The 23,860-nt window shown below is 63.5% G+C and carries 21 protein-coding genes; 11 read left to right on the top strand and 10 right to left on the bottom strand.

Annotated features, from left to right (window positions below; all coding sequences use genetic code 11):
* Nucleotides 1–148 precede the first annotated feature (148 nt).
* Together HUS66_RS03935 and HUS66_RS03930 are read left to right on the top strand one after the other, a co-directional pair.
* Nucleotides 149–1,234 (top strand): ABC transporter substrate-binding protein, encoded by a 1,086-nt coding sequence (locus tag HUS66_RS03935; protein WP_175069657.1) that lies wholly within the window; start codon nt 149–151, stop codon nt 1,232–1,234.
* A 380-nt stretch (nt 1,235–1,614) separates the two neighbouring features.
* Nucleotides 1,615–2,202, top strand: coding sequence for a glycine zipper 2TM domain-containing protein (locus HUS66_RS03930; protein ID WP_175069656.1), 588 nt, complete (start codon nt 1,615–1,617; stop codon nt 2,200–2,202).
* 182 nt (nt 2,203–2,384) lie between these two features.
* Here HUS66_RS03930 and HUS66_RS03925 read toward each other — a convergent pair whose 3' ends face one another.
* Nucleotides 2,385–3,824 (bottom strand): FAD-binding oxidoreductase, encoded by a 1,440-nt coding sequence (locus HUS66_RS03925; RefSeq protein WP_175069655.1) that lies wholly within the window; start codon nt 3,822–3,824, stop codon nt 2,385–2,387.
* 317 nt (nt 3,825–4,141) lie between these two features.
* Here HUS66_RS03925 and HUS66_RS03920 point away from each other — a divergent pair, with 317 nt between their 5' ends.
* Complete coding sequence (locus HUS66_RS03920) at nt 4,142–4,312, top strand: DUF6435 family protein (RefSeq protein ID WP_175069654.1); 171 nt, start codon at nt 4,142–4,144, stop codon at nt 4,310–4,312.
* A 120-nt stretch (nt 4,313–4,432) separates the two neighbouring features.
* Here the strand turns inward: HUS66_RS03920 and gatB are convergent, their stop codons facing one another.
* From gatB to gatC, 3 genes are read right to left on the bottom strand one after another with little or no spacing between them, the layout of a single operon-like run.
* Nucleotides 4,433–5,887: an Asp-tRNA(Asn)/Glu-tRNA(Gln) amidotransferase subunit GatB gene (gene gatB, locus HUS66_RS03915; RefSeq protein ID WP_175069812.1), complete on the bottom strand. Its 1,455-nt coding sequence runs from the start codon at nt 5,885–5,887 to the stop codon at nt 4,433–4,435.
* A complete protein-coding gene (gene gatA, locus HUS66_RS03910) occupies nt 5,887–7,347 on the bottom strand; it encodes an Asp-tRNA(Asn)/Glu-tRNA(Gln) amidotransferase subunit GatA (RefSeq protein ID WP_175069653.1) in 1,461 nt (486 codons plus the stop codon). Before gatA ends, gatB begins: the two co-directional genes overlap by 1 nt.
* Before the next feature lie 44 nt (nt 7,348–7,391).
* Nucleotides 7,392–7,679 (bottom strand): Asp-tRNA(Asn)/Glu-tRNA(Gln) amidotransferase subunit GatC, encoded by a 288-nt coding sequence (gene gatC, locus HUS66_RS03905; RefSeq protein WP_175069652.1) that lies wholly within the window; start codon nt 7,677–7,679, stop codon nt 7,392–7,394.
* A 207-nt stretch (nt 7,680–7,886) separates the two neighbouring features.
* Between gatC and HUS66_RS03900 the strand changes: the two genes are divergently transcribed.
* The 7 genes from HUS66_RS03900 to tldD are packed head-to-tail and all read left to right on the top strand — an operon-like array spanning nt 7,887 to nt 17,863.
* Nucleotides 7,887–8,924, top strand: a complete 1,038-nt coding sequence (locus tag HUS66_RS03900) for a rod shape-determining protein (protein ID WP_112053387.1) — start codon at nt 7,887–7,889, stop codon at nt 8,922–8,924.
* Between the two features lie 34 nt (nt 8,925–8,958).
* Complete coding sequence (gene mreC / locus HUS66_RS03895; protein WP_282848146.1) at nt 8,959–9,855, top strand: rod shape-determining protein MreC; 897 nt, start codon at nt 8,959–8,961, stop codon at nt 9,853–9,855.
* Nucleotides 9,855–10,343 (top strand): rod shape-determining protein MreD, encoded by a 489-nt coding sequence (mreD, locus tag HUS66_RS03890; protein ID WP_175069650.1) that lies wholly within the window; start codon nt 9,855–9,857, stop codon nt 10,341–10,343. The genes mreC and mreD overlap by 1 nt, the downstream gene beginning before the upstream one ends.
* A 35-nt stretch (nt 10,344–10,378) precedes the next feature.
* Nucleotides 10,379–10,963: a Maf family protein gene (locus tag HUS66_RS03885; RefSeq protein ID WP_282848144.1), complete on the top strand. Its 585-nt coding sequence runs from the start codon at nt 10,379–10,381 to the stop codon at nt 10,961–10,963.
* A 33-nt stretch (nt 10,964–10,996) separates the two neighbouring features.
* On the top strand, nt 10,997–12,460 hold the full coding sequence (gene rng, locus HUS66_RS03880) for a ribonuclease G (RefSeq protein ID WP_175069648.1): 1,464 nt from the start codon (nt 10,997–10,999) through the stop codon (nt 12,458–12,460).
* 10 nt (nt 12,461–12,470) lie between these two features.
* Nucleotides 12,471–16,397 (top strand): YhdP family protein, encoded by a 3,927-nt coding sequence (locus HUS66_RS03875; RefSeq protein ID WP_175069647.1) that lies wholly within the window; start codon nt 12,471–12,473, stop codon nt 16,395–16,397.
* Nucleotides 16,397–17,863, top strand: a complete 1,467-nt coding sequence (gene tldD / locus HUS66_RS03870) for a metalloprotease TldD (RefSeq protein ID WP_254628687.1) — start codon at nt 16,397–16,399, stop codon at nt 17,861–17,863. Before HUS66_RS03875 ends, tldD begins: the two co-directional genes overlap by 1 nt.
* 99 nt (nt 17,864–17,962) lie before the next feature.
* On the opposite strand, the gene yjgA is transcribed toward tldD, so the two are convergent.
* Complete coding sequence (gene yjgA, locus HUS66_RS03865) at nt 17,963–18,466, bottom strand: ribosome biogenesis factor YjgA (RefSeq protein ID WP_175069645.1); 504 nt, start codon at nt 18,464–18,466, stop codon at nt 17,963–17,965.
* A gap of 66 nt (nt 18,467–18,532) precedes the next feature.
* On the opposite strand from yjgA, the gene pmbA reads away from it, so the two are divergent.
* On the top strand, nt 18,533–19,873 hold the full coding sequence (pmbA, locus tag HUS66_RS03860) for a metalloprotease PmbA (protein WP_175069644.1): 1,341 nt from the start codon (nt 18,533–18,535) through the stop codon (nt 19,871–19,873).
* 158 nt (nt 19,874–20,031) lie between these two features.
* Here pmbA and HUS66_RS03855 read toward each other — a convergent pair whose 3' ends face one another.
* The 5 genes from HUS66_RS03855 to HUS66_RS03835 all read right to left on the bottom strand — a co-directional run bounded on the left by HUS66_RS03855 (nt 20,032) and on the right by HUS66_RS03835 (nt 23,661).
* On the bottom strand, nt 20,032–20,301 hold the full coding sequence (locus tag HUS66_RS03855) for an HPr family phosphocarrier protein (protein WP_175069643.1): 270 nt from the start codon (nt 20,299–20,301) through the stop codon (nt 20,032–20,034).
* 5 nt (nt 20,302–20,306) lie between these two features.
* On the bottom strand, nt 20,307–21,212 hold the full coding sequence (gene rapZ, locus HUS66_RS03850) for an RNase adapter RapZ (protein ID WP_175069642.1): 906 nt from the start codon (nt 21,210–21,212) through the stop codon (nt 20,307–20,309).
* A 98-nt stretch (nt 21,213–21,310) separates the two neighbouring features.
* A complete protein-coding gene (locus HUS66_RS03845; RefSeq protein ID WP_175069641.1) occupies nt 21,311–21,778 on the bottom strand; it encodes a PTS sugar transporter subunit IIA in 468 nt (155 codons plus the stop codon).
* 4 nt (nt 21,779–21,782) lie between these two features.
* Entirely contained in the window at nt 21,783–22,091 is a 309-nt protein-coding gene (gene hpf / locus HUS66_RS03840) for a ribosome hibernation-promoting factor, HPF/YfiA family (protein WP_175069640.1), read from the bottom strand.
* A gap of 157 nt (nt 22,092–22,248) precedes the next feature.
* Nucleotides 22,249–23,661 (bottom strand): RNA polymerase factor sigma-54, encoded by a 1,413-nt coding sequence (locus tag HUS66_RS03835; protein WP_175069639.1) that lies wholly within the window; start codon nt 23,659–23,661, stop codon nt 22,249–22,251.
* Nucleotides 23,662–23,860: the final 199 nt, after the last annotated feature.

Genomic DNA, 23,860 nt, shown 5'->3' with positions numbered 1-23,860 from the left:
TGCCTCTAGCATGGTGTCGCCAAGTCGGTGTCGCTAGCTTGCTGTCGTCAGGTGGAGGTCGCCAGGAAGATCTTGACGTGGCACCCTGCCGATTTCGCCGATCTCGTCCCGCCTAACATCACATCATTGCTACCCAGGAGAGTCACGCATGCCGCACTCGCTTTATCGTCCCTTCCGTCGTTCGGCCCGTACAGCCCTGCCGCTCCTCGGCCTGATGCTGGCCGGCGGTGCTCAGGCCGCTGACGACAAGCTTTATCTGTTCAACTGGACCGAGTACATGGACCCGGCGATCATCGATGCCTTCGAGGAGCGCTATGACGTCGAGGTGGTGCAGAATTACTTCAATTCGCAGCCGGAAATGTTAGCCAAGCTTAATGCTGGCGGCGTGTCCCAGTATGACGTGATCGTGCCTTCCAACTACTATGTGCCGCGCCTGATCGAGACTGGCCTGGTGCAGCCCCTGGACAAGACGAAGCTTTCGCATCTCGGCAACGTCATGGACACCTTCCAGGATCCCGGCTACGACCCGGGCGGTGACTACAGCGTGCCCTACCAGTGGGGGACGACTGGCATTATCTACAACACCGACACCTTCCCCGACGCGCCGAAGAGCTGGTCGCTGCTGTTCGATGCCAACGAGAATCCCGATTACCCCTTCGCGGTAGCGGGCGATGGGCAGGTGACCATGGGTGGGGCCTGTGCCTATCTCGGCCATGGCTATGACTGCACCGGCCTGGATGCCTGGCGAGAGGCAGCGAAGCTTCTCATCGAGACCAAAGGTCGCGATACCTTCAGTGGCTTCACCGACGGGACTCCGGCGCTGCAGCAGCTGTCTCGCGGCGTGGTGCATGCGGCGATGAGCTTCAACGGCGACTATCTGGCCTTCAAGGACGAAGACCCCGAGGGCTTCGCCAATACCGCCTTCATGATCCCCGATGAAGGGGCCGAGATGTGGGTCGATACCATGATGATTCCCGCCGAGGCGCCGAACTCTGATCTCGCCCATGCCTTCATTGATTTCCTGCTCGAAGCGGAGGTAGGCGCCCAGCTATCCAACTACAACTACTACGCCAGCCCCAACGCCGCCGCTGAGCCGTACCTGGACGAGGTGCTGACCCAGCCGCCGGTGCAGCCAAGCGATGATGACATGCAGCGACTGCGCTTCATCCCGAGCCTTTCAGGCGACGAGCTGCAGGTCTTCCAGCAGCTCTGGTCGGAAGTTCAGGCGCGCTGACCCTCAACGGATGATGCCTGCCGGGCCCGGGGTCGCCATCACGGCGCCGGGCCCTTTTTTCGTTTGAGTGAATGCCACCGACGTAGTGCAAGGTCTCATCGCGTCTGCCGATGGCGACAGGCTACTGGCAAGTGTGGAAACACCGCACAGCTGTCGTGAGCCCTGTGTCTGCTTTCTGATCCCTAGGCTATACTCCGTCCGTCTCCGACTCGTTAGCGGCAGGATGTCGCCCGAGTTCTCGTCTCATCCCTTCCCGTCACTTCGCCTGGCGCCCGCGCGTGCCCCGGGGCGAGATTCCGATGCCTGGACTCCCCCGAGCCGACTCTTATCCCTGTCGACCCTTGTGTGGTCGATTCTGTGTCGTGTTTGAGGAGTGAGTGATGAACAAGTCAATCGTGATCGGTAGCACCCTGTCAGTTCTCGGCCTTGGTGGATTGGCGGTAGGGGCCTATCAGGTCAGCAGCTATTCCCAGGCACCCGAGCCGGTCTATGCCGATATCCTGCAGGTCGAGGCGGCGACGCGAACCGTCGAGACACCCCGTCAGGTCTGCGAGGACGTGGTGGTCAGCCAGCAGGCGCCCAGCCGCGATCCCAACCGCATCATCGGCACTGCCGCAGGTGCCATCGTTGGCGGTCTGCTGGGTAATCAGGTCGGGGGCGGCAGTGGCAAGAAGATTGCCACCGTGGCCGGCGCCGTGGGCGGTGGCCTGGCGGGGCGCGAGGTTCAGGGACGCATCGAGGCCGGCCAGACCACTACCACCACCCGACAAGAGTGCCGAACCGTCACCGACACTCGCCAGGAGCACCTGGGGTATGACGTGGAATACCGGGTCGATGGCCAGGTCTTCAGCGCTCGACTCGATGAGGCGCCCCAGGGTGACCGGGTATTGATGCAGGACGGTAAGCCTCAGTGGCGGGCTGGCCTGGCAACGTCTCAGGGTGACTCTCAGGGTGACTCTCAGGGCTGAAGCGCAGAGTTAGGCGGTCGGGCCGGCATCATGTCGGCCCTGGTATTTTCCATACCTGTTTCCATTGCCATACCGGGCGCCTGGTTGCGCCCGTGTCGTCATGATCATCCAGTTACGGTGCCTTCCCGCCTGCCGCACGGTTCTTGGCGCTTTCTGCTTTTATCCGCTTTCCCGCTGGCCTGTCAGGCCGCCACCTCGCCGGCTTGCGGTGGAATGTTGAGGTTCATGCGGAACAGATTACCGGGATCGACCTGCTGCTTGATGGCCTGTAGGCGGGCAAAGTTGATTCCGTAGGCCGCTACCACTCGGTCGCCTTCATCCTCGGTGAGAAAGTTCACATAACCGCCACCCGTGGCGAAGGGCGCCAAGGACGTAAAGGCCTGGCGCGCCCAGTCGCGGCAGCAGGCATCGTCCTCGGCCGCTTGCCAGCGGCCATGAACGTTCACGACATAGGTGGCGTTGCGTCCCGCGTAGGCGGTGGCGGTGGGCTCAACCCGGGCCATGGCGCCGCCCAACTGGGCGACGAAGATTTCGCACTCCGGTCCGGGCAGTGTCTCGGCCGCGCGGATCAGTGCCGCCAGGGCGTCATCATCGATCCGAGCGAAATTGTGGGACTTCCAATAGTTGCGTACCCCGGGAGTGAGAAGCGGGTCGAAGGCCGATTGGAAAGCGGTGTAGGGCTGGGCGCCGAGGTGCTCGCCGAGCGGGGTGCCGAAGGCCCGTATGGGAGCCGCCAGACGCTCACCTGCGGCGATCTCGCCGGCATAGAGCAGGGCGAACACCACCACCGGTTGGCCATGGGCGGACTCGGGCAGGAAGGGCAGTGGCGGAGCATGGCGCAGCACCGCCCAGACGCTGAGTTCGTCAGGAGCGCTCTGGGTGAAGTCTCGCCAGGCGCGCATTACCCGCTCTGCCTGATCGAAGGGATAGACCACCAGGCCCGCGTAGACCTCAGGGCCCACCGGGTGAAGCTGGAACTCGAAGGAGGTCACGACACCGAAGTTGCCGCCGCCGCCGCGAATGGCCCAGAAAAGGTCGGGCTCCTCGCTTGACGAGACCCAGTGGCGCTGACCATCGGCGGTAACGATGTCGGCACTCAGCAGGTTGTCGGCGGTCAGGCCGTGGCAGCGCGTCAGCCAGCCGAATCCGCCGCCCAGGCACAGGCCGGCGACGCCGGTGGTGGAGTTGATGCCCAGCGGGGTTGCCAGCCCGAAGGCCTGGGCCTCCCGATCGAGATCCCCAAGCAGGGCGCCAGGATCGACCCGAGCTGTCCGCCGGCGTGGGTCGACCCGCACGTTGCGCAGCGCCGACAGGTCGATCGTCATGCCTTGCTCGGCAATGGCATTGCCGGCGATATGATGGCCACCTCCACGCACGCTGAGCCGCATGGCATGCTCGCGGGCGAAGTCGATGGCCTGGGCGACGTCATTGGCGCCCAGGCAGCGGGTGATCAGTGCTGGGCGCCGGTCCAGCATGCCATTCCACAGCTGGCGCAGCATCTCATAGCCGGCATCGTCCGGGGTAACCACGCTGCCCTGAAGGGCGGCCCGCAGGCGGTCAATGGCCTCAAGGGGCAATGACTGTTGATCGCCCTCCAGAGTTTGGTAGGTAAGTGTCTTCATGGTAAGCCCCCCCTGAGGGGAAGTCAGGCAAACCTGCTGAGCGTCCGTGCTGAGCGGTGTGGGTAGAAAGGCGTCGCGATTCTAGGCGGCGGATGGCATCCGAGAGGACCTTGTGTTCACGCGAGTCCTGTCATGATAGGGAAATGACGACATCCTTCAGAGTCTGGCGGGTAGCGCAGGGCAGGGGACACCAAATCGTCTAGGGGAATGGTCGAAGAGCGGTGTCGGCAGGAGCGAATATGGTGATGTACAATTACTGTATCGATATTGTACATAAACTGGCGTAGTCTGCAGGGACAATACTTAGGAGCGACGCCATGTTTGGGATCTTCAAGAGCGACCCAACCAAGAAGCTGCAGAAGGCCTATGAGCGCAAGCTCGAGCAGGCCATGGAAGCCGCCCGCAATGGCGACATGCATACCAATGCGACCCTGACCGCAGAAGCGGAAGCGTTGCTAGAGGAAATCGAGGCGCATAAGAACGCTTGATTGGGTTTGATGACAGGTGCCACTGCCAGATACAAAGACGCCCCTGTGAAAGGGGCGTCTTGCGTTGCGGGCAGCGCGCGGAGTTCATTTCCACGCCTGTCATTTAGCGGCTTGGCTAGCTCAGCAAAGGGCGTCGAGCTTTTCCTTGAGCAGGCCGTTGACCTGCTGGGGATTCGCGGTGCCCCTAGAGGCCTTCATGACCTGGCCGACGAAATAGCCGATCATCTTGCCGCGCTTGTCGGGTTCGGCGTCGCGATACTGGGCGACCTGCACCGGGCTGTCGGCGATCACCTGATCGATCATCGCCTCGATGGCGCCGCTGTCGGTGACCTGCTTGAGGCCGCGGGCCTCGATGATGGCATCGGCGCTGTCGCCTTCACCGTCCCATAACGCGGCGAACACCTGCTTGGCGGCCTTACCGTTGATGGTCTCGTCCTTGACCCGCGCCACCAGCTCGCCGAGCTGCGTTGCCGAGACCGGGCTCGAGGCGATCTCCAGGCCTTCCTTGTTGAGGCGGCCGGCGAATTCGCCCTGCACCCAGTTGGCGGCCAGCTTGGCATCGCCGCAGACGTCTTTCACGCCCTCGAAGAAGTCGGCCATGGCGCGGGTCGCCGAAAGTACGCCGGCGTCGTAGGCGGACAGCCCCAGCTCGCTCTGGAAGCGCGCGCGCTTCTCGGCCGGCAGTTCCGGCAACGAGCTGCGCAGGTGATCCACGTAGGCATCGTCGAGCACCACCGGCAGCAGGTCGGGGCAGGGGAAGTAACGGTAGTCGTTGGCCTCCTCCTTGGTGCGCATGCTGCGGGTCTCGTCGGCGTCGGGATCGTACAGGCGCGTTTCCTGCACCACCTTGCCGCCGTCCTCGAGCAGTTCGATCTGGCGCTCGACCTCGAAGGCGATGGCGCGCTCGACGAAGCGGAAGGAATTGACGTTCTTGATCTCGGCGCGGGTGCCGAAGGCCTCCTGACCCTTGGGGCGCACCGAGACGTTGACGTCGCAGCGCATCGAGCCCTCGGCCATGTTGCCATCCGAGATGCCCAGGTAGGTGACGATGGAGTGAATCGCCTTCAGATAGGCCGCGGCTTCCTTGGCGGAGCGCATGTCGGGCTCGGAGACGATCTCCAGAAGCGGTGTGCCGGCGCGGTTCAGGTCGACCCCGGTCATGCCGTGAAAGTCCTCGTGCAGCGACTTGCCGGCGTCTTCCTCGAGGTGGGCGTGATGAACGCGGATGCGTTTCGTATCGCCGTCATCGAGGGTGATCTCGACCTCGCCCGGCCCGACGATCGGGTGATACATCTGGCTGGTCTGGTAGCCCTTGGGCAGGTCCGGATAGAAGTAGTTCTTGCGATCGAAGATCGAGACTTCGGGAATCTCGGCATCGATACCGAGCCCAAACTGTACCGCCATGGCCACGGCGGACTCGTTGAGCACCGGAAGCACGCCGGGCAGGCCCAGGTCGACGGCGCAGGCCTGGCTATTGGGTTCGGCGCCGAAGGCGGTAGAGGCCCCGGAGAAGATCTTCGAGCGGGTGGCCAGCTGGACGTGAACCTCGAGGCCGATCACGGTTTCCCATTGCATCATGCGTTCTCCTTGCCGAAGGCCGGGCGTTGCTGGTGCCAGTCGGTGACCTGCTGGAACTGGTGGGCGACGTTGAGCAGCTGCGATTCGGCGAAGTGCGGGCCGAGGATCTGCAGGCCCACCGGGCGGCCGTCGACGGCGCCGGCCGGGACGCTGATGCCGGGGATACCGGCCAGGTTGATGGCAATGGTGTAGATGTCCTGCAGGTACATGGACACCGGGTCCTTGTTGGCGCCCAGGTCAAAGGCCGGCGTCGGTGTCGACGGGCCCATCAGCACGTCGACCTCTTCGAAGGCGTCCATGAAGTCCTGGCGGATCAGACGGCGGACCTGCTGGGCCTTCTTGTAGTAGGCGTCGAAGAAGCCTTCGGAGAGGGTGTGAGTGCCGATCAGGATGCGGCGCTTGACCTCGTCGCCGAAGCCTTCGGCCCGGGAGCGCTTGTAGAGATCCTCGAGATCATGGGGCGCGTCGCAGCGATGTCCGAAGCGCACGCCGTCATAGCGGGACAGGTTCGAGGAGGCCTCGGCCGGGGCGATGACGTAGTAGGCCGGGATGGCGTGATGGGTATGCGGCAGACTGACTTCCTGCACGGTAGCGCCGAGGGATTCGTAGACCTTGACCGCCTCACGAATGGCGCTCTCTACCGCCGGGTCCAGACCATCGCCGAAGTATTCCTTGGGCAGGCCGATCTTGAGGCCGGACAGTGAGGCGCCCAGCTCGGCGCAGTAATCGGGCACGCCGCGGGCCACGCTGGTGGAATCGCGCAGGTCGTGGCCGGCGATGGCGCTCAGCAGCAGTGCGCAGTCCTCGGCGGTGCGGGCCATGGGGCCGGCCTGATCGAGGCTAGAGGCGTAGGCCACCATGCCATAGCGGGACACGCGGCCATAGGTGGGCTTCAGGCCGGTGATGCCGCAGAAGGCGGCTGGCTGGCGAATCGAGCCGCCGGTGTCAGTACCCAGCGCCGCCGGCACCAGGCCTGCTGCCACGGCGGCGGCACTGCCACCAGAGCTGCCACCGGGGACGGCGGAGAGATCCCAGGGGTTCTTGACCGGGCCGTAATAACTGTTTTCGTTGGAGGAGCCCATGGCGAACTCGTCCATATTGGTCTTGCCCAGGCTCACGGTGCCGGCCGTCTTGAGCTTTTCGACCACGTTGGCGTCGTAGGGCGCGATGAAGTTGTCGAGCATCTTCGAGCCGCAGCTGGTCCTCACGCCCTCGGTGCAGAAGATATCCTTCAGGGCCAGCGGCAGGCCGGTGAGCGGTCCTGCCTCGCCGCGAGCACGGGCGGCATCGGCGGCATCGGCGGCGGCCAGTGCCTGCTCGGCGGTGACGCTGATAAAGCTGTTGAGTTCGCCGTCGAGTCGTTTGATGCGCTCAAGCAGCGATTCGGTCAATTGGCGACTGGTGAACTCGCCGGCCTCGAGGGCGCGGGCAAGCTCGGTCAGGGTCATGTCATGCATGTGAGACTTGGCTCCAGATGAGGCATTCAGGCAGCGAGCAGGGCTCATTCGACGACGCGGGGTACCAGGTAGAGGCCGTTCTCGACCGCCGGGGCGTTGCGTTGGAAACGCTCGCGCTGGTCGGTCTCGGTGACCTCATCGGCGCGCAGGCGCTGAGTGGCATCCAGTGGGTGCGCCAACGGCGCCACGCCGTCGGTGTCGACCGCCTGAAGCTGGTCGGCCATCTCGAGAATACGGGTCAGGTCGTCGACATAGCGGTCGGCGTCGGTGTCATCAAGGCCCAGTCGGGCCAGATGCGCCGCACGCTTCACGTCTTGCGGTTCAAGCGCCATGGTGGATATCCCTTGAGCATGGATCGTGGCGGCGGCGCCGAGTTGGCGTCTGCCGCAGTAAATAACCGCAAAATGTACCATATCCTGGGCCAGCTGGCAGGACTTGCGCTCTGGCGACGTCCCCCGATGTCGCTTGCTGCATTAAAGCGGCGATGGTACCGTTTGCGTCCGCACAGGGTTCCGGTCTGCACTAGGTGAAAGACTTCCATGTTTAAACGTTTACGTGGGCTGTTTTCCAGCGATCTCTCGATCGATTTGGGTACGGCCAACACGCTGATCTATGTTCGCGGACGGGGCATCGTGCTCGATGAGCCTTCCGTGGTGGCGATTCGCCAATCGGGTAATATGCGCACCGTGGCTGCTGTGGGTATTGATGCCAAGCGTATGCTAGGCCGTACGCCGGGCAATATCACTGCCATACGGCCGATGAAGGATGGCGTGATCGCCGATTTCACCGTAACCGAGCAGATGCTTCAGCACTTCATCCGCAAGGTGCACCAAAGCACCTTCCTGACGCCGAGTCCTCGGGTGTTGGTCTGTGTGCCCTGCATGTCGACTCAAGTCGAGCGCCGTGCGATCAAAGAATCTGCCGAGGGCGCTGGCGCCCGCGAAGTCTTTTTGATCGAAGAGCCCATGGCAGCCGCCATCGGTGCTGGCCTGCCGGTCGAAGAGGCCCAAGGCTCGATGGTCGTTGATATCGGTGGCGGCACCAGCGAAATTGCCATCATCTCCCTCAATGGCGTGGTCTACTCGGAATCCATTCGCGTTGGCGGCGACCGCTTCGACGAGGCCATCACCGCTTATGTGCGCCGTCATTACGGCAGCCTGATCGGTGAGGCCACTGCCGAGCGCATCAAGGAAGAGATTGGCTGCGCCTATCCGGGCGGCGAGCTGCGCGAGATTGATGTGCGCGGCCGTAATCTGGCCGAAGGCATTCCGCGCAGCTTCACGCTGAATTCCCACGAGGCCCTCGATGCCCTGCAGGAAACGCTGGCGGCCATCGTCACGGCCGTGAAGAGTGCCCTCGAACAGTCTCCCCCCGAACTTGCCTCGGACATCGCCGAACGCGGCTTGGTGCTGACCGGTGGCGGTGCTCTGTTGCGCGACCTGGACAAGCTCATTTCCGAGGAAACCGGCCTGCCAGTGATCGTCGCCGAAGATCCGTTGACCTGTGTGGCGCGCGGTGGCGGCAAGGCGCTGGAAATGATCGATCAGCATACCTTCGAGCTACTCTCCAGCGACTGACCTGTTCGCTAGGCCGTGACCCAGGGGAACGCCTATCAAACCGCTGTTCACGCACGCGCCAGTGCCCGGTTACCGCATGTTGCTGTGTGCGGTCCTGGCACTGACGTTGATGTTTGCCGAACATCAATTGTCGCGAGTAGAAGCCTTGCGGGCACAGCTGTCGACCGTGGTTGCGCCCGTACAGTGGCTGGTCAGCCTGCCCAGTGATGTCCTGTCATGGGGCTCGCTTGCGGTGTCTGATCAGCGTGCACTTGTCGACGAGAATCGCCAGCTTCGCCAGCAGTTGCTGACGCTGTCGCATCGTGTCCAGCGGATGGCCAGCCTGACCGCTGAAAACGTGCGGCTGCGCGAACTCCTCAATGCCACGAAGCGCGATGATATTCCCTTTCTCACCGCGGAACTGCTGTCGCTGGACTCGGATCCCTTCACCCAGCAGATGGTCGTCGATCGCGGCCGTCGCGATGGCGTCTATGTGGGGCAGCCGGTGATGGATGCTTCCGGGCTGGTGGGGCAGGTCACCTCGGTGTCGGCCTACACCAGCCGGGTGCTGATGGTCGCCGATGCCAATCATGCGATGCCGGTGCAGGTAAACCGCAACGGGCTGCGATTCATCATCCAGGGTACCGGGCGCTTCGATGCCATGCGCGTGCTGCATGTGCCGGACACCGCCGATATTCGCGAAGGCGACCTGCTGGTGTCTTCAGGTCTCGCCGGCCGTTTCCCGGTCGGCTATCCGGTAGCACGAGTCAGCGAAGTGGCACATGATCCAGGCGAGCCCTTTGCGACAGTGATGGCCATGCCGGTGGCGAAGCTGCAGCGCGCCAGGCACTTCCTGCTGCTGTTTCCACCCGCTGTCGATGTTGCCGCCGGCGATGCGCTGTGGACGGACGACTTTGACCTCGATCCCCTGCCCAAGGAGTTGATGCGCTGATGGCTGCCATGGGATTGCGCGGATATCTGCTGGTGTGGTCGACCCTGCTGTTGGCGCTATGCCTGCAGGTCATGCCGCTTGCCGACAAGTGGCTGATGTGGCGCCCCGACTGGCTGGGTCTGATGCTGGTTTACTGGTGTATGGTGATGCCCCAGCGTATCGGGGTCTTTCACGGTTTCGTGCTGGGTATTCTGCTCGACCTCATCGAGGGCTCGCCGCTTGGCCTGAATGCCTTGGCGCTGTCGCTCTTGGCCTTCCTGGTTGCCCTGGTTTATCAGCGCATGCGTGCCTATTCGCTGGTGCAGCAGGCGGTGTTGATCTTCGTGTTGCTTGGCATCGTGCAACTGGTCGAGCAGTGGTTGATGACCCTGTTTGGTCCCTTTTCCATTCATCTGGCCTTCCTGCTGCCGTCATTGATCGGCGCTATCCTGTGGCCTTGGCTGTTCACCATGCTGCAGGCCCTACGCCGCCGCTTTGCCGTTTCCTGACGGAGGCCCGTGACGCAAAGGAGAAACGCGTGGCTATCCTGTGTCTGGCCTCGGCGTCCCCGCGCCGACTCGAGCTATTGGCCTCGATCGGTGTTGACTGTGAGGTGCACCCGGTCGACATCGACGAGACACCGCTGCCGGGGGAACTACCCCGTGACTATGTCTGTCGTCTGGCGCGTGACAAGGCGCGTGCCGGTGCGGCGTTTTCTGACCTTCCGGTGCTGGGGTCGGATACGGCGGTGGTGCTCGAAGGCGACATCCTCGGCAAGCCCCGCGACCGCGACCATGCTCTCGAGATGCTGGCGGCACTCTCTGGCAACACTCATGAGGTGCTGACGGGGGTGGCCGTGAGCGGCCCCCAGGGGCTGGTGGATATCTGCGTGACGACCCGGGTGACCCTGCGAGGGATCAGCCCCGCTGAGGCAGCCGCCTATTGGGCAACCGGCGAGCCCCAGGACAAGGCGGGTGGCTATGGAATTCAGGGCCGGGCAGCGGTGTTCGTGTCCCATATCGAAGGCAGTCATAGCGCCGTGGTCGGCCTGCCGCTGTATGAAACTGCCGAACTGCTCGAGCGCCAGGGCGTGGCGCTGTGGATGAGTGGCCGGGCAGCTGTGTCATAATACCCGTATGAGCAAATGATTAAGGAAGCCCGCATGAGCGGTGAAGTACTGATCAATCTAACGCCCATGGAAACGCGCGTGGCCGTGGTCGAGAATGGCGTCCTGCAGGAAGCCTTTATCGAGCGCAGCGGGCGAAGGGGCATCGTCGGCAACATCTATCGGGGCAAAGTGGTGCGGGTACTGCCCGGCATGCAGGCTGCCTTCGTTGACATCGGCATTGACCGCGCCGCCTTTATTCATGCTCACGAGGTCATGGCGCCCAATACCCCGCCCGACGAGCAGGTCTCGATCAGTCAGTTGCTCCAGGAGGGGCAGCCGCTGGTGGTGCAGGCCACCAAGGACCCGATTGGCTCGAAAGGCGCGCGGCTTACCACTCATCTTTCCGTTCCTTCTCGCTACCTGGTTTATATGCCGGATTCGCCCCACAACGGCGTCTCTCAGCGTATTGAAGACGAGGGCGAGCGGGAGCGCCTGCGCCAACTGACGGAGTCCTGCCAGGCCGAGCAGGATATCGAGGTCACCGGCGGTTTCATCATTCGCACCGCTGCAGAAGGCGTGACCCGAGACGAACTCTACGCCGATATGCACTTCTTGCTGCGGCTGTGGCGCAAGGTCAGCGAGCGCAAGCACACTGCTGGTATTCCCAGCGTGATCTATGATGATTTGCCACTCTTCATTCGCACCCTGCGCGATGTGATGCGCGATGAGATCGAGCGAGTTCGCATCGATTCCCGGGAAAACTTCCAGAAACTGCTCGAGTTCGCCCGGGAGTTCATGCCCGGCACCGAGTCGCGCATCGAGTACTATCCCGGTGAGCGGCCGATCTTTGATCTCTACAGCGTCGAGGATGAGATTCAGAAGGCCCTGGGGCGCAAGGTGCAGCTCAAGTCAGGGGGCTATCTGGTGATCGACCCCACCGAGGCGATGACCACCATCGACGTCAATACCGGCGGCTATGTTGGGCATCGTAACCTCGAGGAGACGATCTTCAAGACCAATCTCGAGGCGGCGACGGCGATCGCTCGCCAGCTAAGGCTGCGCAACCTCGGTGGCATCATCATCATCGACTTCATTGACATGGATGATACCGAGCATCAGCGCCAGGTGCTGCGCATGCTCGAGAAGTCGCTCGAGCGTGACCATGCCAAGACCAAGTGCACCGGCGTGACCGAACTTGGCCTGGTGCAACTGACCCGCAAGCGCACCCGCGAGAGCCTCGAGCAGACCCTGTGTGAAGCCTGTCCGGTATGTCATGGCCGTGGCACCCTCAAGACACCGGAATCGGTGTGTTACGAGATCTTTCGCGAGATACTGCGCGAAGACCGCGCCTACAGCGCCGAAACCTATATGGTGCTGGCTGCCCAGGCAGTGGTTGACCGTCTGCTCGACGAGGAGTCGGCCTCGGTGGCCGACCTGGAAGTGTTTATCGGCAAAACCATCCGCTTCCAGGTGGAAGCTCACTATTCCCAGGAACAGTACGATATCGTGCTGATGTAGGAGGCGTGCCATGAGCCCGTTTCGCCTCCTATTGCGCTGGGCACTGACTACCGTTGCCGTCTTGTTGGCCTTGCTTGCCGTGTTGCTGCTGACCCTGCGTCTGGCGGTCGGTGAGCTGGACTACCTGCGTCCCGAAGTCGAGCGCCTGCTCTCGGATAGGTTCAACGCCGAACTCGAGATGGAGCAACTTAACGGCGGCTTTCAGGGCCTCGACCCTGCACTGAGCCTCGAGAACCTTACCCTGGTCTCACGGACCGAGCCGGCGCGGCCGCTGCTTGAAATCGACAGTGCGCGCCTGCGCCTCGCCGGGATCGCCAGTCTGCTCGGCATGCCCCAAGTCGATGATGCCAAGATTCGCGGCGTCACTCTGCACCTCTACCAGAACCCGGATCGCAGCTGGCACTGGCCGCAGCCAGCCGAGCTGCCGCCGGAAATCATCCCTGATGGTCACTTTACCCTCGAGAGGCTCGATTATTGGGTCGGCGTTCTGCTGCGTCAGCGTCTGGCGGTCGATAACGTGCGTGTCGTGCTGCATGGGCTCGATCGTCGCTTGGCGTTCGATGCGCCTCGGCTGCTGATGGCCGGCGATGCCGGTCGTGCCCATATCGAGGGTCAGCTGCACGTCGCCAACAATCCCGATGCGACCCTGACGGCGGTGCTCGAAGTGCTGCCTGGCCAAGGCGGGCTGGCCGATTTCAATGCCGCTCTGCAGGCGCGAATGGAACTCGATCACCTGGTGGAACTGGCCGGGGTGCTCAGCCGCAACGAGCCCCTGAAGGTCGATGAGGCGCAGGGTGAGGCCAAGCTCTGGGGACGCTGGCGTCACGGTGCCTTGGAGGATGTGCGCCTGGACGTGGACGTGCCCAGGTTGCTGCTGAGTCACCAGCAGCGTCCGCTGGACCTTCAGGATATTCGCGTTACCGGTCAGTGGCTACGAGGGGAGGAGGGGTGGCAGGCCTGGTTGAACACCCGGGGCGACTCGGAAGCCGAGGTGACGACATCGAATGCCGGTGCGTCTGCAGGGCAAGGCGTCACAGCTGATGAAGGCGCAAAGGATCCTGACCACGCTACTGAAGAAGAAGCCAACGAGGCCGCCAAAGGCACGTCCGATGCCGCTGGTCGGCCCTTACCCAAGCACTGGCAGGCTAGCGGAGATGCCAATGGCTGGTGGCTTAACACCAGCGACTTTGATCTCGCTGCCCTGGCGGCCTGGCGTGAACGCGCTCCCTTGCCAGACGGTCTGCAGCGGGTTCTGGGTCGCCTGGCGCCGAGAGGGCAGGTGGGCGGCCTCAAGGTAGGCCATCGCGACGGTCATTGGCGCGCTTTCGTCGAGCTTTATGATGTTGCCGTCGACCCCTGGCAGGGCGCGCCGGGCGGCGGTCCCTTGGATGCCTGGGTCGAGGCAGAGGACTTGTCCGGCACTGTCCGTTTTGCTGGCACCGGAGATGAGCCGGCTTCCCTCAATTTCCCCGACGTCTTTGCCGCGCCGATGGCGCTGTCATCGGCCTCCGGGGAGGTCAGTTGGGCCTACCAGGATAAGGGAGTCAGTGTTAACGGCCGTGATTTGGCGGTCAGGTGGCGGGGGGCGCCGGTGACAGGCAGCTTCGATCTGGAAACGGGGCGCGCCACCCCGGGTCATCTGGCCCTGGATCTTGCCTTCGCCGATGTCGATGCTAACCGGAATGATCTTCTCGATTGGTTGCCGGTCAAGGCACTTCCAGCGGAACTCACCGAGTGGCTGGGACTTGGCGTGGCTGGCGTCGTCGATGACGGCACTCTGGCGCTGAATCTGCCGCTGGCCGATGACGTTCGCAGCGAGGATGTGGATCTGTCGCTGGCGCTGGATATTCGTGATGGCACCTTGCCATTCGCCCCTGGTTGGCCGGCACTCAAGGGGGTCAATGGCCAGCTGCGCCTCGACAATCAGCGGCTGTCGGCCGACGTTGAGAAGGCCAGCCTGGTCGGCCTTGAGGCTCGGGATGCAACGGTTAGCCTGAATGACGAGCATCTGGAGGTTGCCAGTCAGGCCGAGGGCAGCACCACGGCGCTGCTGGACTTTCTTGCGGCCATTCCCGACCTTGATATCGGCCGGGAGGACTGGAACGGCCAGGGCAGCCTTGCCGGCAAGGTCGATTTGGCCATGGATCTCAATGCGCCGGATGCGCTGTCGCTGGATGTCAGTGCCAGCGTCGATGAGCCCCGGCTGGGGCTAGTGCCAGTGGGGCTTAGTCTCTTCAACGTGAATGGCGATGTGTCGTATCGCTATCGCGACGGACAGGGAGGCTTGTACGGCGAGCTTGGTGCCCGTGCCTTCGAGGGGCCGTTGCTGGCTAACTTCGACGGCGATGCCCAGACGATGACGCTGAAAGGCCGTGCCCTGGCCCGCGGCCTGTTGGAATGGGCCGACACGCCTGATCTGGCGCCATTGGTGAGTGGCTATTTCCCCTACACGCTGCGTATGCCAATCAATGGCGAGAAACCGACCGTGAGCCTGGATAGTCGCCTCGAAGGGCTCGCGCTGAACCTGCCGGCTCCCTTTGGCAAGCGGGCCGGTGAGGCGGTCCCGCTGACGCTTAACATTGACCAGGCGCGGGAGCGTGGCGAGATGGTCCTGCGCGACCGCGCACGAATGCGCTGGCGCACCGCACCTGTAGGCACTCAGGGGCAGCTGTGGCTCGAGAACTGGCCGCTCGAACCTAGATGGCCGCGCGATCCTGGCTGGTCGGTGCAGTGGCAGACCAATCGACTGCCCATATCGCCCTGGATTGACGCGCTGAGCGGTCTGTCATTGCAGCACCTCAGCGGCCGCCAAGGTAGCGGCCAGGGCGCGGACTCACTGGCGACTATCGGCCTGTCCACGGCCTGTCTGTCGCTGAACAACCGCTGCCTGGGAACCCTTCAGGCAAACGCCGACTCACTGGGCAGCGGTAACTGGCAGATGGCGCTCGACGGCAGTATCGCCAAGGGGGAGGTCGACTACCGTCCATCGGCGGCCAGAACCGTCAATGCGGACCTTACGCGGCTGTCACTCGACGGCCTCTGGCCGGCCCCGGAGGCTCCCACTCAAGTGTTCGACGAAGTCGCCGCTGCGCCGGCGCCGCTGCCGCTGCCGAACTGGCTCGAGGCACTGCCCGATGGCCGGCTGCGGGTTGCCGAGATGACGCGGCTGGGCAGCACTCTGGGGCCACTGAATCTGAGCTGGCAGGCGTCGCCGTCTCGGCTTGTGCTGGCACCGCTCGGCCTGACCCTGGGTCAAGTGAGCGCCCGGGGAGAACTGATCTGGGAAGCCGCCGGTTCCGACTCGAGCCTGACGCGCTCTCGCCTGCGGCTGGATGGCGGTGACCTGGGCACGGCGCTGGCCACGCTGGGCCAGGACGTGCCGATTCGCAATGCCGAGACCCACGTCGAGTCGCAGCTGGCCTGGCCAGGGGCGCCCTGGCAGTTTGCGCTGGTACGTTCTCGAGGGAGCCTCGATGTCAAACTGCTCGATGGCCGCTTCCTCAACTTGCAGTCGGGCTCTGCCAAGCTGATAGGCTTGCTCAATTTCGATAACCTGCTGCGCCGCCTGCGACTGGATTTCTCCGATGTCACCGGGCAGGGCACGGCCTTCGACCGTGTCAACGGCAGCGCGACGCTGTATGGTGGGATTCTCGAGACCCACGGTCCCGTGCAGATCGAAGCGCCGGCGACGCAGTTCAGTCTCGAGGGTCAGGTCGATCTGGCGCGACGTGAACTCGATCAGCGCCTGGCGATCACAGTACCAGTGACGCAGGCGTTGCCGGTCGCGGCCCTGGTGGCCGGTGGTCCGGTCATCGGCGGAGCCGTATTTCTCGCCCAGCGCCTGTTCGGTCGAGCCATCGACCGCGTGACCCGAATCCACTACCGCGTGCAAGGTCCATGGACCGATCCGCGGATTTCTCTGGAAAGTGCCGAATGATGCTCAAGTCCTCCGAACTCTCTTCCCAGGACATGCTGGACACCGCCGTCAGCACCCTGCTGGCCCCTGGTGGCCTCGACCTGGCGGCGCTCGACAGCGGCCTCGGGCATGCCTTGGGGCCAGGCGTCGACTTTGCCGATCTCTACTTCCAACGCAGCTGGCACGAAAGCTGGGTGCTGGAGGATGGCGAGGTCAAGGATGCCAGTTACAACATCGATGGCGGCGTCGGCGTGCGTGCCATGTCCGGTGAAAAGACCGGCTTTGCCTATTCCAACCAGGTCAGCGCCGATGCGCTGCGTGAAACCGGGCGCACCGCCTCCGGCATCGCGCGTAGCGGCTCGCGGCTGACCCAGGTCGCGCCGCAATTGGCCAGCGCCTCGCAGCGCTATGCGGGAATCGACCCGCTGTCCGGTCTCTCGGCGGAAGACAAGATTGCGATGCTCAAGGAAGCCGACCGGGTCGCCCGCGCGGCGGACCCGGCGGTCAGCCAGGTCAGCGCTTCTCTGACCGGCGTGCACGAGGTGGTGCTGGTGCGCGCCAGTGACGGCACCCTGGGGGCGGATATTCGTCCGCTGGTGCGTCTCAATGTCAGCGTGATCGCTGTGCGCAACGGTCGCCGCGAACGCGGCAGCGCCGGTGGCGGCGGCCGCTACCCCTTGGCACGACTGCGCGACGAGGGCGCGCCCAAGCGCTTCGCCACTGAAGCCGTGCGACAGGCGCTGGTCAATCTCGAGGCCATCGACGCCCCGGCCGGTCAGATGCCGGTAGTGCTGGGCGCGGGCTGGCCCGGCATCCTGCTGCATGAAGCGGTGGGACACGGCCTGGAAGGCGATTTCAACCGCAAGGGCAGTTCGGCGTTCGCCGGCCGCATGGGTGAGCGGGTGGCCGCTCCCGGCGTGACCGTGGTCGACGACGCCACCTTGAGCGATCGCCGCGGCTCGATGAGCATCGACGACGAAGGCACACCGGGGCAGTACACGCCGCTGATCGAAGACGGGGTGCTGACCGGCTACATGCAGGACAAGCTGAACGCACGTTTGATGGGCATGTCGCCCACCGGCAATGCGCGCCGCGAATCCTATGCCCATATGCCCATGCCGCGCATGACCAACACCTACATGCTGGCCGGGAAGGACGATCCCGCCGATATCCTCAAGAGCGTCAAGCGTGGGATCTACGCGGTCAGCTTCGGGGGAGGTCAGGTGGATATCACCTCGGGCAAGTTCGTTTTCTCGGCGAGCGAAGCCTACCTGATCGAGGACGGCAAGATCACCGCGCCGGTCAAGGGCGCGACCCTGATCGGCAACGGTCCTGAGGCCATGGGCCGCGTATCGATGATCGGCCATGACCTGGAGCTCGATACCGGTATCGGGGTCTGCGGCAAGGAAGGTCAGGGCGTTCCGGTCGGGGTCGGTCAGCCAACGCTGAAGCTCGATGAGCTGACCGTCGGCGGCACCGAGTCATAAAGCTCGAAGAGCGCGGCTTCGCGGCGGGAAGCTGGAAGAGAAACCCATGGCCTGGCAGGGCTTGCGTCGCTTCCAGCTTTCGGCATCGAGCTTCCGGCTTTAGAGGCCGGCCGTGTCGCGAATCAGCTTGAACAGCTTGCGCGCACTAGTGGGCGGCTTTTCCTGTTGACGCTCGCGGCGCGCGTTGCGAATCAGCTGGCGCAGCATCTGTCGGTCGACGTCGGGATACTCGGCGATGAAGGGCTCGAGGGCCTCGTCATCGTCGATCAGCCGGTCACGCAGACCTTCCAGGCGGTGGAAAGCGTGATCGCGACGCAGCTGTTCCTGCTCGAATTCGTCGAAGACCGCCTGAATGCCGGCCACGTCCTCGCGACGCATCAGCTTGCCGACGTATTGCATGTGCCGGCGGCGCCCCTCGTGGGAGCGAATACGCGCGGTTTCCTCGACGGCAGCCAGCAGCTCGTCGGAAAGCGGTAGCCGGGCTCGCCACGCGTCGGAGAGGGCGATGATCTTCTCGCCCAGCGCCTGCAGGGCCTGCATTTCCTGTTTGCGCTGGGTCTTGCTTTGCCGACCGTCGTGGTCGGCGGGCGTTTCAATTGACATGCCATTACCATCAGCATTGGGAGGTTGGCGCAGTATACCAGCCAGCCTCGCGACAAGGAGACCAAGATGACTCAGGCTTTCGATGCCGTCGCCCAGCAGGCATTGCTGGAGTCCCGGGCACAGGCCGCGCTCGACCAGGCGCGCTCCCTGGGGGCCGATGCCTGCGAGGTGGGGGCCAGCGTCGATCAGGGGATCGGCGTCAGCGTGCGCCTTGGCGAGGTGGAAACCGTCGAACTGTCCCGTGACCAGGGCATCGCGGTAACTGTCTATGTGGGCAAGCGCAAGGGCACGGCATCATCGTCGGATGCCGGTGAGGCTTCGATCCGCGCCGCCGTGGATCAGGCCATGGCGATTGCCCGTCACACGGGTGAGGACGACTTTGCCGGCCTGGCGCCGGCCGAGCTGATGGCCCGCGAACTGCCGGATCTGGATGTCCACCACCCTTGGTCGTTGACCACTGATGAAGCCATCGAGCGTGCCCTGGCCTGCGAGGCGGCCGGTCGGGCGGTGGAAGGTATCAGCAAGTCCGAAGGGGCGGATCTCTCCAGCGGTGAAGGTGTGCGTGTTTACGCCAACAGCCACGGTTTTCTCGGCAGTCAGCGCGGCAGCCGTCACTCGCTGTCCTGCATGCTGATCGCCGAAGACGAGAGCGGCATGCAACGCGACTATGACTACTCGAGCGAACGAGATCCCCGCAAGCTTGCCAGTGCCGAGGCCATCGGTGCCTCGGCCGCCGAGCGCACCTTGCGGCGCCTGGGGGCTCAGCGCCCGGCCACAGGCCGTTTCCCGGTGATGTTCGACCCAAGCCTGGCGAGCGGCCTGGTGGGCCACCTGATGGGAGCGCTGGCCGGTGGTGCTCTGTATCGCGAGTCGTCTTTCCTTTGCGACCGGCTTGGCGACAGCCTCTTTCCTGACTGGTTCAGCCTCTTCGAACGGCCCCGGGAGATGGGGGGCATGGCCAGCAGCCCCTTCGACAATGACGGCGTCTACACCCGTGACAATGTGTTCATCGACCAGGGGCGCATCGCCAGCTATATGTTGTCGGCATATAGCGCCAAGCGCTTGAACATGACCACGACCGGTAATGCCGGCGGGGCGCGAAATCTGCGTCTAGACGCGCCCCTCGAGAGCCGTGAGGCGCTGCTCAAGAAGATGGATCGTGGCGTGCTGGTCACCGAGCTCATGGGCCAGGGGGTCAATGGCGTGACCGGTGATTACTCGCGCGGTGCCGCAGGCTTTTGGGTCGAGAATGGTCGCATTCAGTATCCGGTGGAAGAGTTCACCATTGCTGGCAGCTTGCCGAAGATGTTCGCGGGACTGATCGGGGTCGGTGACGATATCGACACGCGCGGAAGCGTGCATAGCGGCAGCTGGCTGATCGACGAGATGACCATCGCCGGCGGCTAGCCGTCAGGGTATGGCCTCAGTCGGGGCCGACTCTGTTCTGATGCCTGCTCCACAGCCAGGCCAGGCAAAACGAAAGCCATCCTGCGGGGTGGCTTTTTGCGGTCTTGCCGATTGGAATCTAAACGGTGGAGTGCGCGCCGAGCTGGGCTGCTGGCGGCTCAGTCATCCTCGTCGAAGCGCGCCTCGAACAGCGACTCGACGGCTGCCAGCACGGCCTCGGCATCATCGCCTTCGGCATGGATTTCCAGCGCGCTGCCACAGGGAGCGGCGAGCATCAACAGTGCCATGACGTTGGCAGCATCGGCGTCTCGACCCTGGTGGTACACGGTGACGCAGGCCTTATAGGCTTGGCAGCACTGCACCAGCTTGGTCGCTGCACGCGCATGCAGGCCGCGCTTGTTGACGAGGGTGAGCTCACGTCTTGGCATGGCCGTCAGCGTCCTTGCTGGCCTGAAGCGTCGGGCTGAGAGATGGCGGTGTGGATACCCAGTTCACGGTGGCGCAGTCGCACCCCGGGATGGTGCGTGGCGAAGTGGCGGGCCAGCCGCTCGGCGAGATAGACCGAGCGATGCTGGCCGCCGGTGCAGCCAATGGCCACTGTCATGTAACTGCGGTGACTGGCCTGATAGGCCGGCAGCCAGCGCGTCAGCCAGTCGATGATGTCACAGGCTAGCCGATCGACGTCTTCGTACCCCTCGAGGAATTCGATGATCTCCGGGTCGCGTCCGGTGGATTGACGCAGGCGCGGGTCCCAGTAGGGGTTGGGAAGACAGCGAGCATCGAAGACGGTATCAGCATCCAGCGGCACGCCGCCCTTGAAGCCGAAAGATTCGAACGTCAGGGTCATTTGCTGGTCGCGATGCTGGGCGACCTGCTCGCAGATACGGCCCCGCAGCTCGTGAACCGACAGCCGGGAGGTGTCGATGATCAGGTCGGCGAGATCCAGGATTTCGGCGAGAGTGCCTTCTTCGCTGTCGATGGCCTCGGCGAGGGTCATCTGGCTGTCGCGCGTCAGCGGGTGGCGTCGGCGGGTAGCCGAGTAGCGCTCGAGGAGAATCTTCGATTCGGCGGTCAGATAGACCACCTGGCACTGGATGCCGCGGGCCTGCAGATCGGCCAGCAGGCTCGGGAAGCGCTCCAGCGCATCGGGAAGGTTGCGGGCATCGATGCTGACGGCGCTGGAAGAGCGTCGCGTCGCGTCGCGCTGCAGCTCGTCGACCAACGAACTCAGTAACATGGCAGGCAGGTTGTCGATCGCGTAGTAGCCCAGGTCTTCCAGGGCCTGCAGGGCAATCGACTTGCCTGAACCAGAGCGGCCGCTGATGATCACGAGCTGCATGAATGTCTCCTGCTTGCCGGGTCAGAGTGCTGTGGTGATCATTGAGTATCAGAGTGCGGTAAGACGCAGGTCTGGCGCTTAGCCGGAACGGTCTGGACTTAGCTTGCGTGGCGGCGGATGGCGTCCAGCAAGGTATCGTACAGCTGGCGCTGAGTCTCGCTCTGGCGCAGCTGCTGACGCGTATCGGGGTCGTTCATGACCGCTGCGACCTGGCCGAGCAGGGCGAGGTGAGCGTCATCGGCCTGTTCAGGAACCAACAATACGAAGACCAGATCGACGGGCTCACCGTCGATGGCATCGAAATCAACGGGCTCGCTGAGCTTCAGGAAACCGGCCAGTGGTGACTTGCAGTGCGGGTTGCGGGCATGTGGGATGGCAACGCCATGGCCGATACCCGTGCTGCCCAGCCGCTCACGGCCGACCAGGCGGCTGAAGACCTCCTGACTGTCCAGGCTGGGGGTGTTCTGGGCGATGAAGGTGCTGAAGAACTCCAGCACACGCTTCTTGCTTCCCCCGGGCACGCCGAACAGGGCGCGCTCGGGGGGCAGGATGGATTCCAACGTCATGATGTCAGCGAACGCTGGCGCCTTGGGCGCGCGCCTGTGTTTTTTCCTTGTGCTTGACAAGCTGACGGTCGAGCTTGTCGGCGAGGGCGTCAATCGCGGCGTACATATCGGTCTCTTCGGCTTCGGCATGCAATTCAGCACCGGCTGCATGCAAGGTACAGGCGGCCTGCTGGCGCTCTTTCTCGATGGAAAGGGTGACCTGAACCGTGGTGATGTTGTCGTAATGACGCTCCAGGCGGGCGAGCTTCTCGTTCACATAGTCACGCAGTGCGTCGGTGAGTTCGACGTGATGGCCGGTGATGTTGACTTGCATGGCACGCTCCTTATCCTGCGGTTGGCCAATCGATTGTAACCCTTTTTGGCGCCCTGCATACCCCCTCTCAAGGCGCTTTTCCAACGTAACTACTTTCGGTGTTTTTCCACCGCCAGGTCAATAGGTTATGCCCGATAAGGCGTGGTTCTTCACGGTATCAGGAAAGTCGCTTGCGCTCACTGGATGGTGGGATGCCCATCGCTTCTCGATACTTGGCCACGGTACGTCTGGCTACCTGTATGCCGCTATCGGCCAGCAGGTCGACCAGTTTGCTGTCGGACAGCGGCTTGCGTGCTGGCTCACTGCCGATCAGCTTCTTGAGCCGCGCGCGAATGGCCGTACTGGAGTGTGCGTCGCCGCCTTCGCCGCCAACCTGGCTCGAGAAGAAATACTTCAACTCGAAAACGCCCCGCGGGGTATGGATGAATTTCTGCGTGGTGACCCGCGAGATCGTCGATTCATGCATGTCGACCTGGGCGGCGATGTCGGCCAGGATCAGGGGCTTCATGGCCTCTTCGCCCTTATCGAGGAAGTCGAGCTGACGCGCCATGATTTCGCGTCCCACGCGCAGCAGGGTGTCGTTGCGACTCGACAGGCTCTTGATCAGCCAGCGAGCCTCTTGAAGGTGCTGCTTCATGAAGGTGTTGTCGTCGCTTTTGTCGGCGCGGCGGATCAGTGCGGCATAATCGGGCTGGATGCGCATCCGCGGCAGTGCTTCGGGGTTGAGTTCGATGTGCCACCCTTCATGGCTGTGCCGGGCGATCAGGTCGGGTATCACGTAATCGCTGCCGGCGCTGTCGAACGCCTGGCCGGGGCGCGGATCGAGTGTGCGGATCAGAGCGATCACTTGGCCGAGCTGTTCGTCGTCGAGACGTAACCGCCGCTTGAGCAGCTTGCGATCATCGCTGGCCAGGGCCTCGAGAAACTGGCGAATCAGGCGCTTGGCCTGGGGAAGCAGGGGAATGTCTGTCGGCAGGGCGCCAAGTTGCAGCAGCAGGCACTCGCGCAGATCGCGGGCAAAGATGCCGGTGGGCTCGAACTGCTGCAGGCGCAGCAGGACCCGTTCGACGTCACTGATCTTGAGGCCGTCGAGCCCCTGGGCGCGCAGGCCTTGTGTCACTTCGTCGAGGCTACCTTCCAGGTAGCCGCTGGGGGCCACGGCATCGATCAGGCTCTCGGCGATCTGGCGTTCGACCTCATCGACGTCGGCCATGGCCAGTTGCCAGGCGAGATGGTCGTGCAGGCTGACGCCGATGGCGTTGCGATCGAGATCGGGGCCTTCCGAGCCGGCGCCTGAGGACGCCATATCCTGATAGGTATCGGACCAGTCGCTGTCGGTAGATAGCTCGTTTGGAATCTCCGTTGACCAGTCATCCTCGCGGGGCTCGGCCACGTCCTGCTCGCCATAGGCCTCGTCGAGTTCCAGCATTGGGTTGGATTCCAGCGCCTGCTGAATCTCCTGGCGCAAATCCAGAGTCGAGAGTTGCAGCAGCGCGATCGCCTGCTGGAGCTGAGGTGTCATGGTCAGCTGGGTGCCGACGCGGAGTTGCAACGAGGGTTTCATGACCATGGCGTGGCGGATGTCAGCAAAATGGAATGAATAACTTAGCCCCTGGTCGGGTGCCATGCAAGCCACTGAAGGCAATCTGTTAGCAATAAACATGCCATCGATAGGCGACTATCTTCATCCCGCTTGTCAGGTGGGGATGTTGCCTCGCCATCGAGGTATGCGGTTGCTGCGCAAGGTTAGCAACCAGCACGCCGAAGTG

It is taken from the genome of Onishia taeanensis, assembly GCF_013349955.1.
Lineage (GTDB): Bacteria > Pseudomonadota > Gammaproteobacteria > Pseudomonadales > Halomonadaceae > Onishia > Onishia taeanensis_B.
The sequence above is the reverse complement of the archived record's forward strand: the minus strand, read 5'-3'. Positions and strand labels throughout refer to the sequence as shown.

Coding starts and splice junctions, on each gene's coding strand:
- HUS66_RS03835 (WP_175069639.1), bottom strand. CDS start 23,661: ATGGTCATGAAACCCTCGTTGCAACTCCGCGTCGGCACCCAGCTGACC.
- hpf (WP_175069640.1), bottom strand. CDS start 22,091: ATGCAAGTCAACATCACCGGCCATCACGTCGAACTCACCGACGCACTG.
- rapZ (WP_175069642.1), bottom strand. CDS start 21,212: ATGCAGCTCGTGATCATCAGCGGCCGCTCTGGTTCAGGCAAGTCGATT.
- yjgA (WP_175069645.1), bottom strand. CDS start 18,466: ATGTCAATTGAAACGCCCGCCGACCACGACGGTCGGCAAAGCAAGACC.
- gatC (WP_175069652.1), bottom strand. CDS start 7,679: ATGGCGCTTGAACCGCAAGACGTGAAGCGTGCGGCGCATCTGGCCCGA.
- gatB (WP_175069812.1), bottom strand. CDS start 5,887: ATGCAATGGGAAACCGTGATCGGCCTCGAGGTTCACGTCCAGCTGGCC.
- HUS66_RS03875 (WP_175069647.1), top strand. CDS start 12,471: ATGAGCCCGTTTCGCCTCCTATTGCGCTGGGCACTGACTACCGTTGCC.
- gatA (WP_175069653.1), bottom strand. CDS start 7,347: ATGCATGACATGACCCTGACCGAGCTTGCCCGCGCCCTCGAGGCCGGC.
- HUS66_RS03920 (WP_175069654.1), top strand. CDS start 4,142: ATGTTTGGGATCTTCAAGAGCGACCCAACCAAGAAGCTGCAGAAGGCC.
- HUS66_RS03935 (WP_175069657.1), top strand. CDS start 149: ATGCCGCACTCGCTTTATCGTCCCTTCCGTCGTTCGGCCCGTACAGCC.
- HUS66_RS03925 (WP_175069655.1), bottom strand. CDS start 3,824: ATGAAGACACTTACCTACCAAACTCTGGAGGGCGATCAACAGTCATTG.
- mreD (WP_175069650.1), top strand. CDS start 9,855: ATGGCTGCCATGGGATTGCGCGGATATCTGCTGGTGTGGTCGACCCTG.
- pmbA (WP_175069644.1), top strand. CDS start 18,533: ATGACTCAGGCTTTCGATGCCGTCGCCCAGCAGGCATTGCTGGAGTCC.
- HUS66_RS03845 (WP_175069641.1), bottom strand. CDS start 21,778: ATGACGTTGGAATCCATCCTGCCCCCCGAGCGCGCCCTGTTCGGCGTG.
- HUS66_RS03930 (WP_175069656.1), top strand. CDS start 1,615: ATGAACAAGTCAATCGTGATCGGTAGCACCCTGTCAGTTCTCGGCCTT.
- HUS66_RS03855 (WP_175069643.1), bottom strand. CDS start 20,301: ATGCCAAGACGTGAGCTCACCCTCGTCAACAAGCGCGGCCTGCATGCG.
- HUS66_RS03900 (WP_112053387.1), top strand. CDS start 7,887: ATGTTTAAACGTTTACGTGGGCTGTTTTCCAGCGATCTCTCGATCGAT.
- rng (WP_175069648.1), top strand. CDS start 10,997: ATGAGCGGTGAAGTACTGATCAATCTAACGCCCATGGAAACGCGCGTG.
- tldD (WP_254628687.1), top strand. CDS start 16,397: ATGCTCAAGTCCTCCGAACTCTCTTCCCAGGACATGCTGGACACCGCC.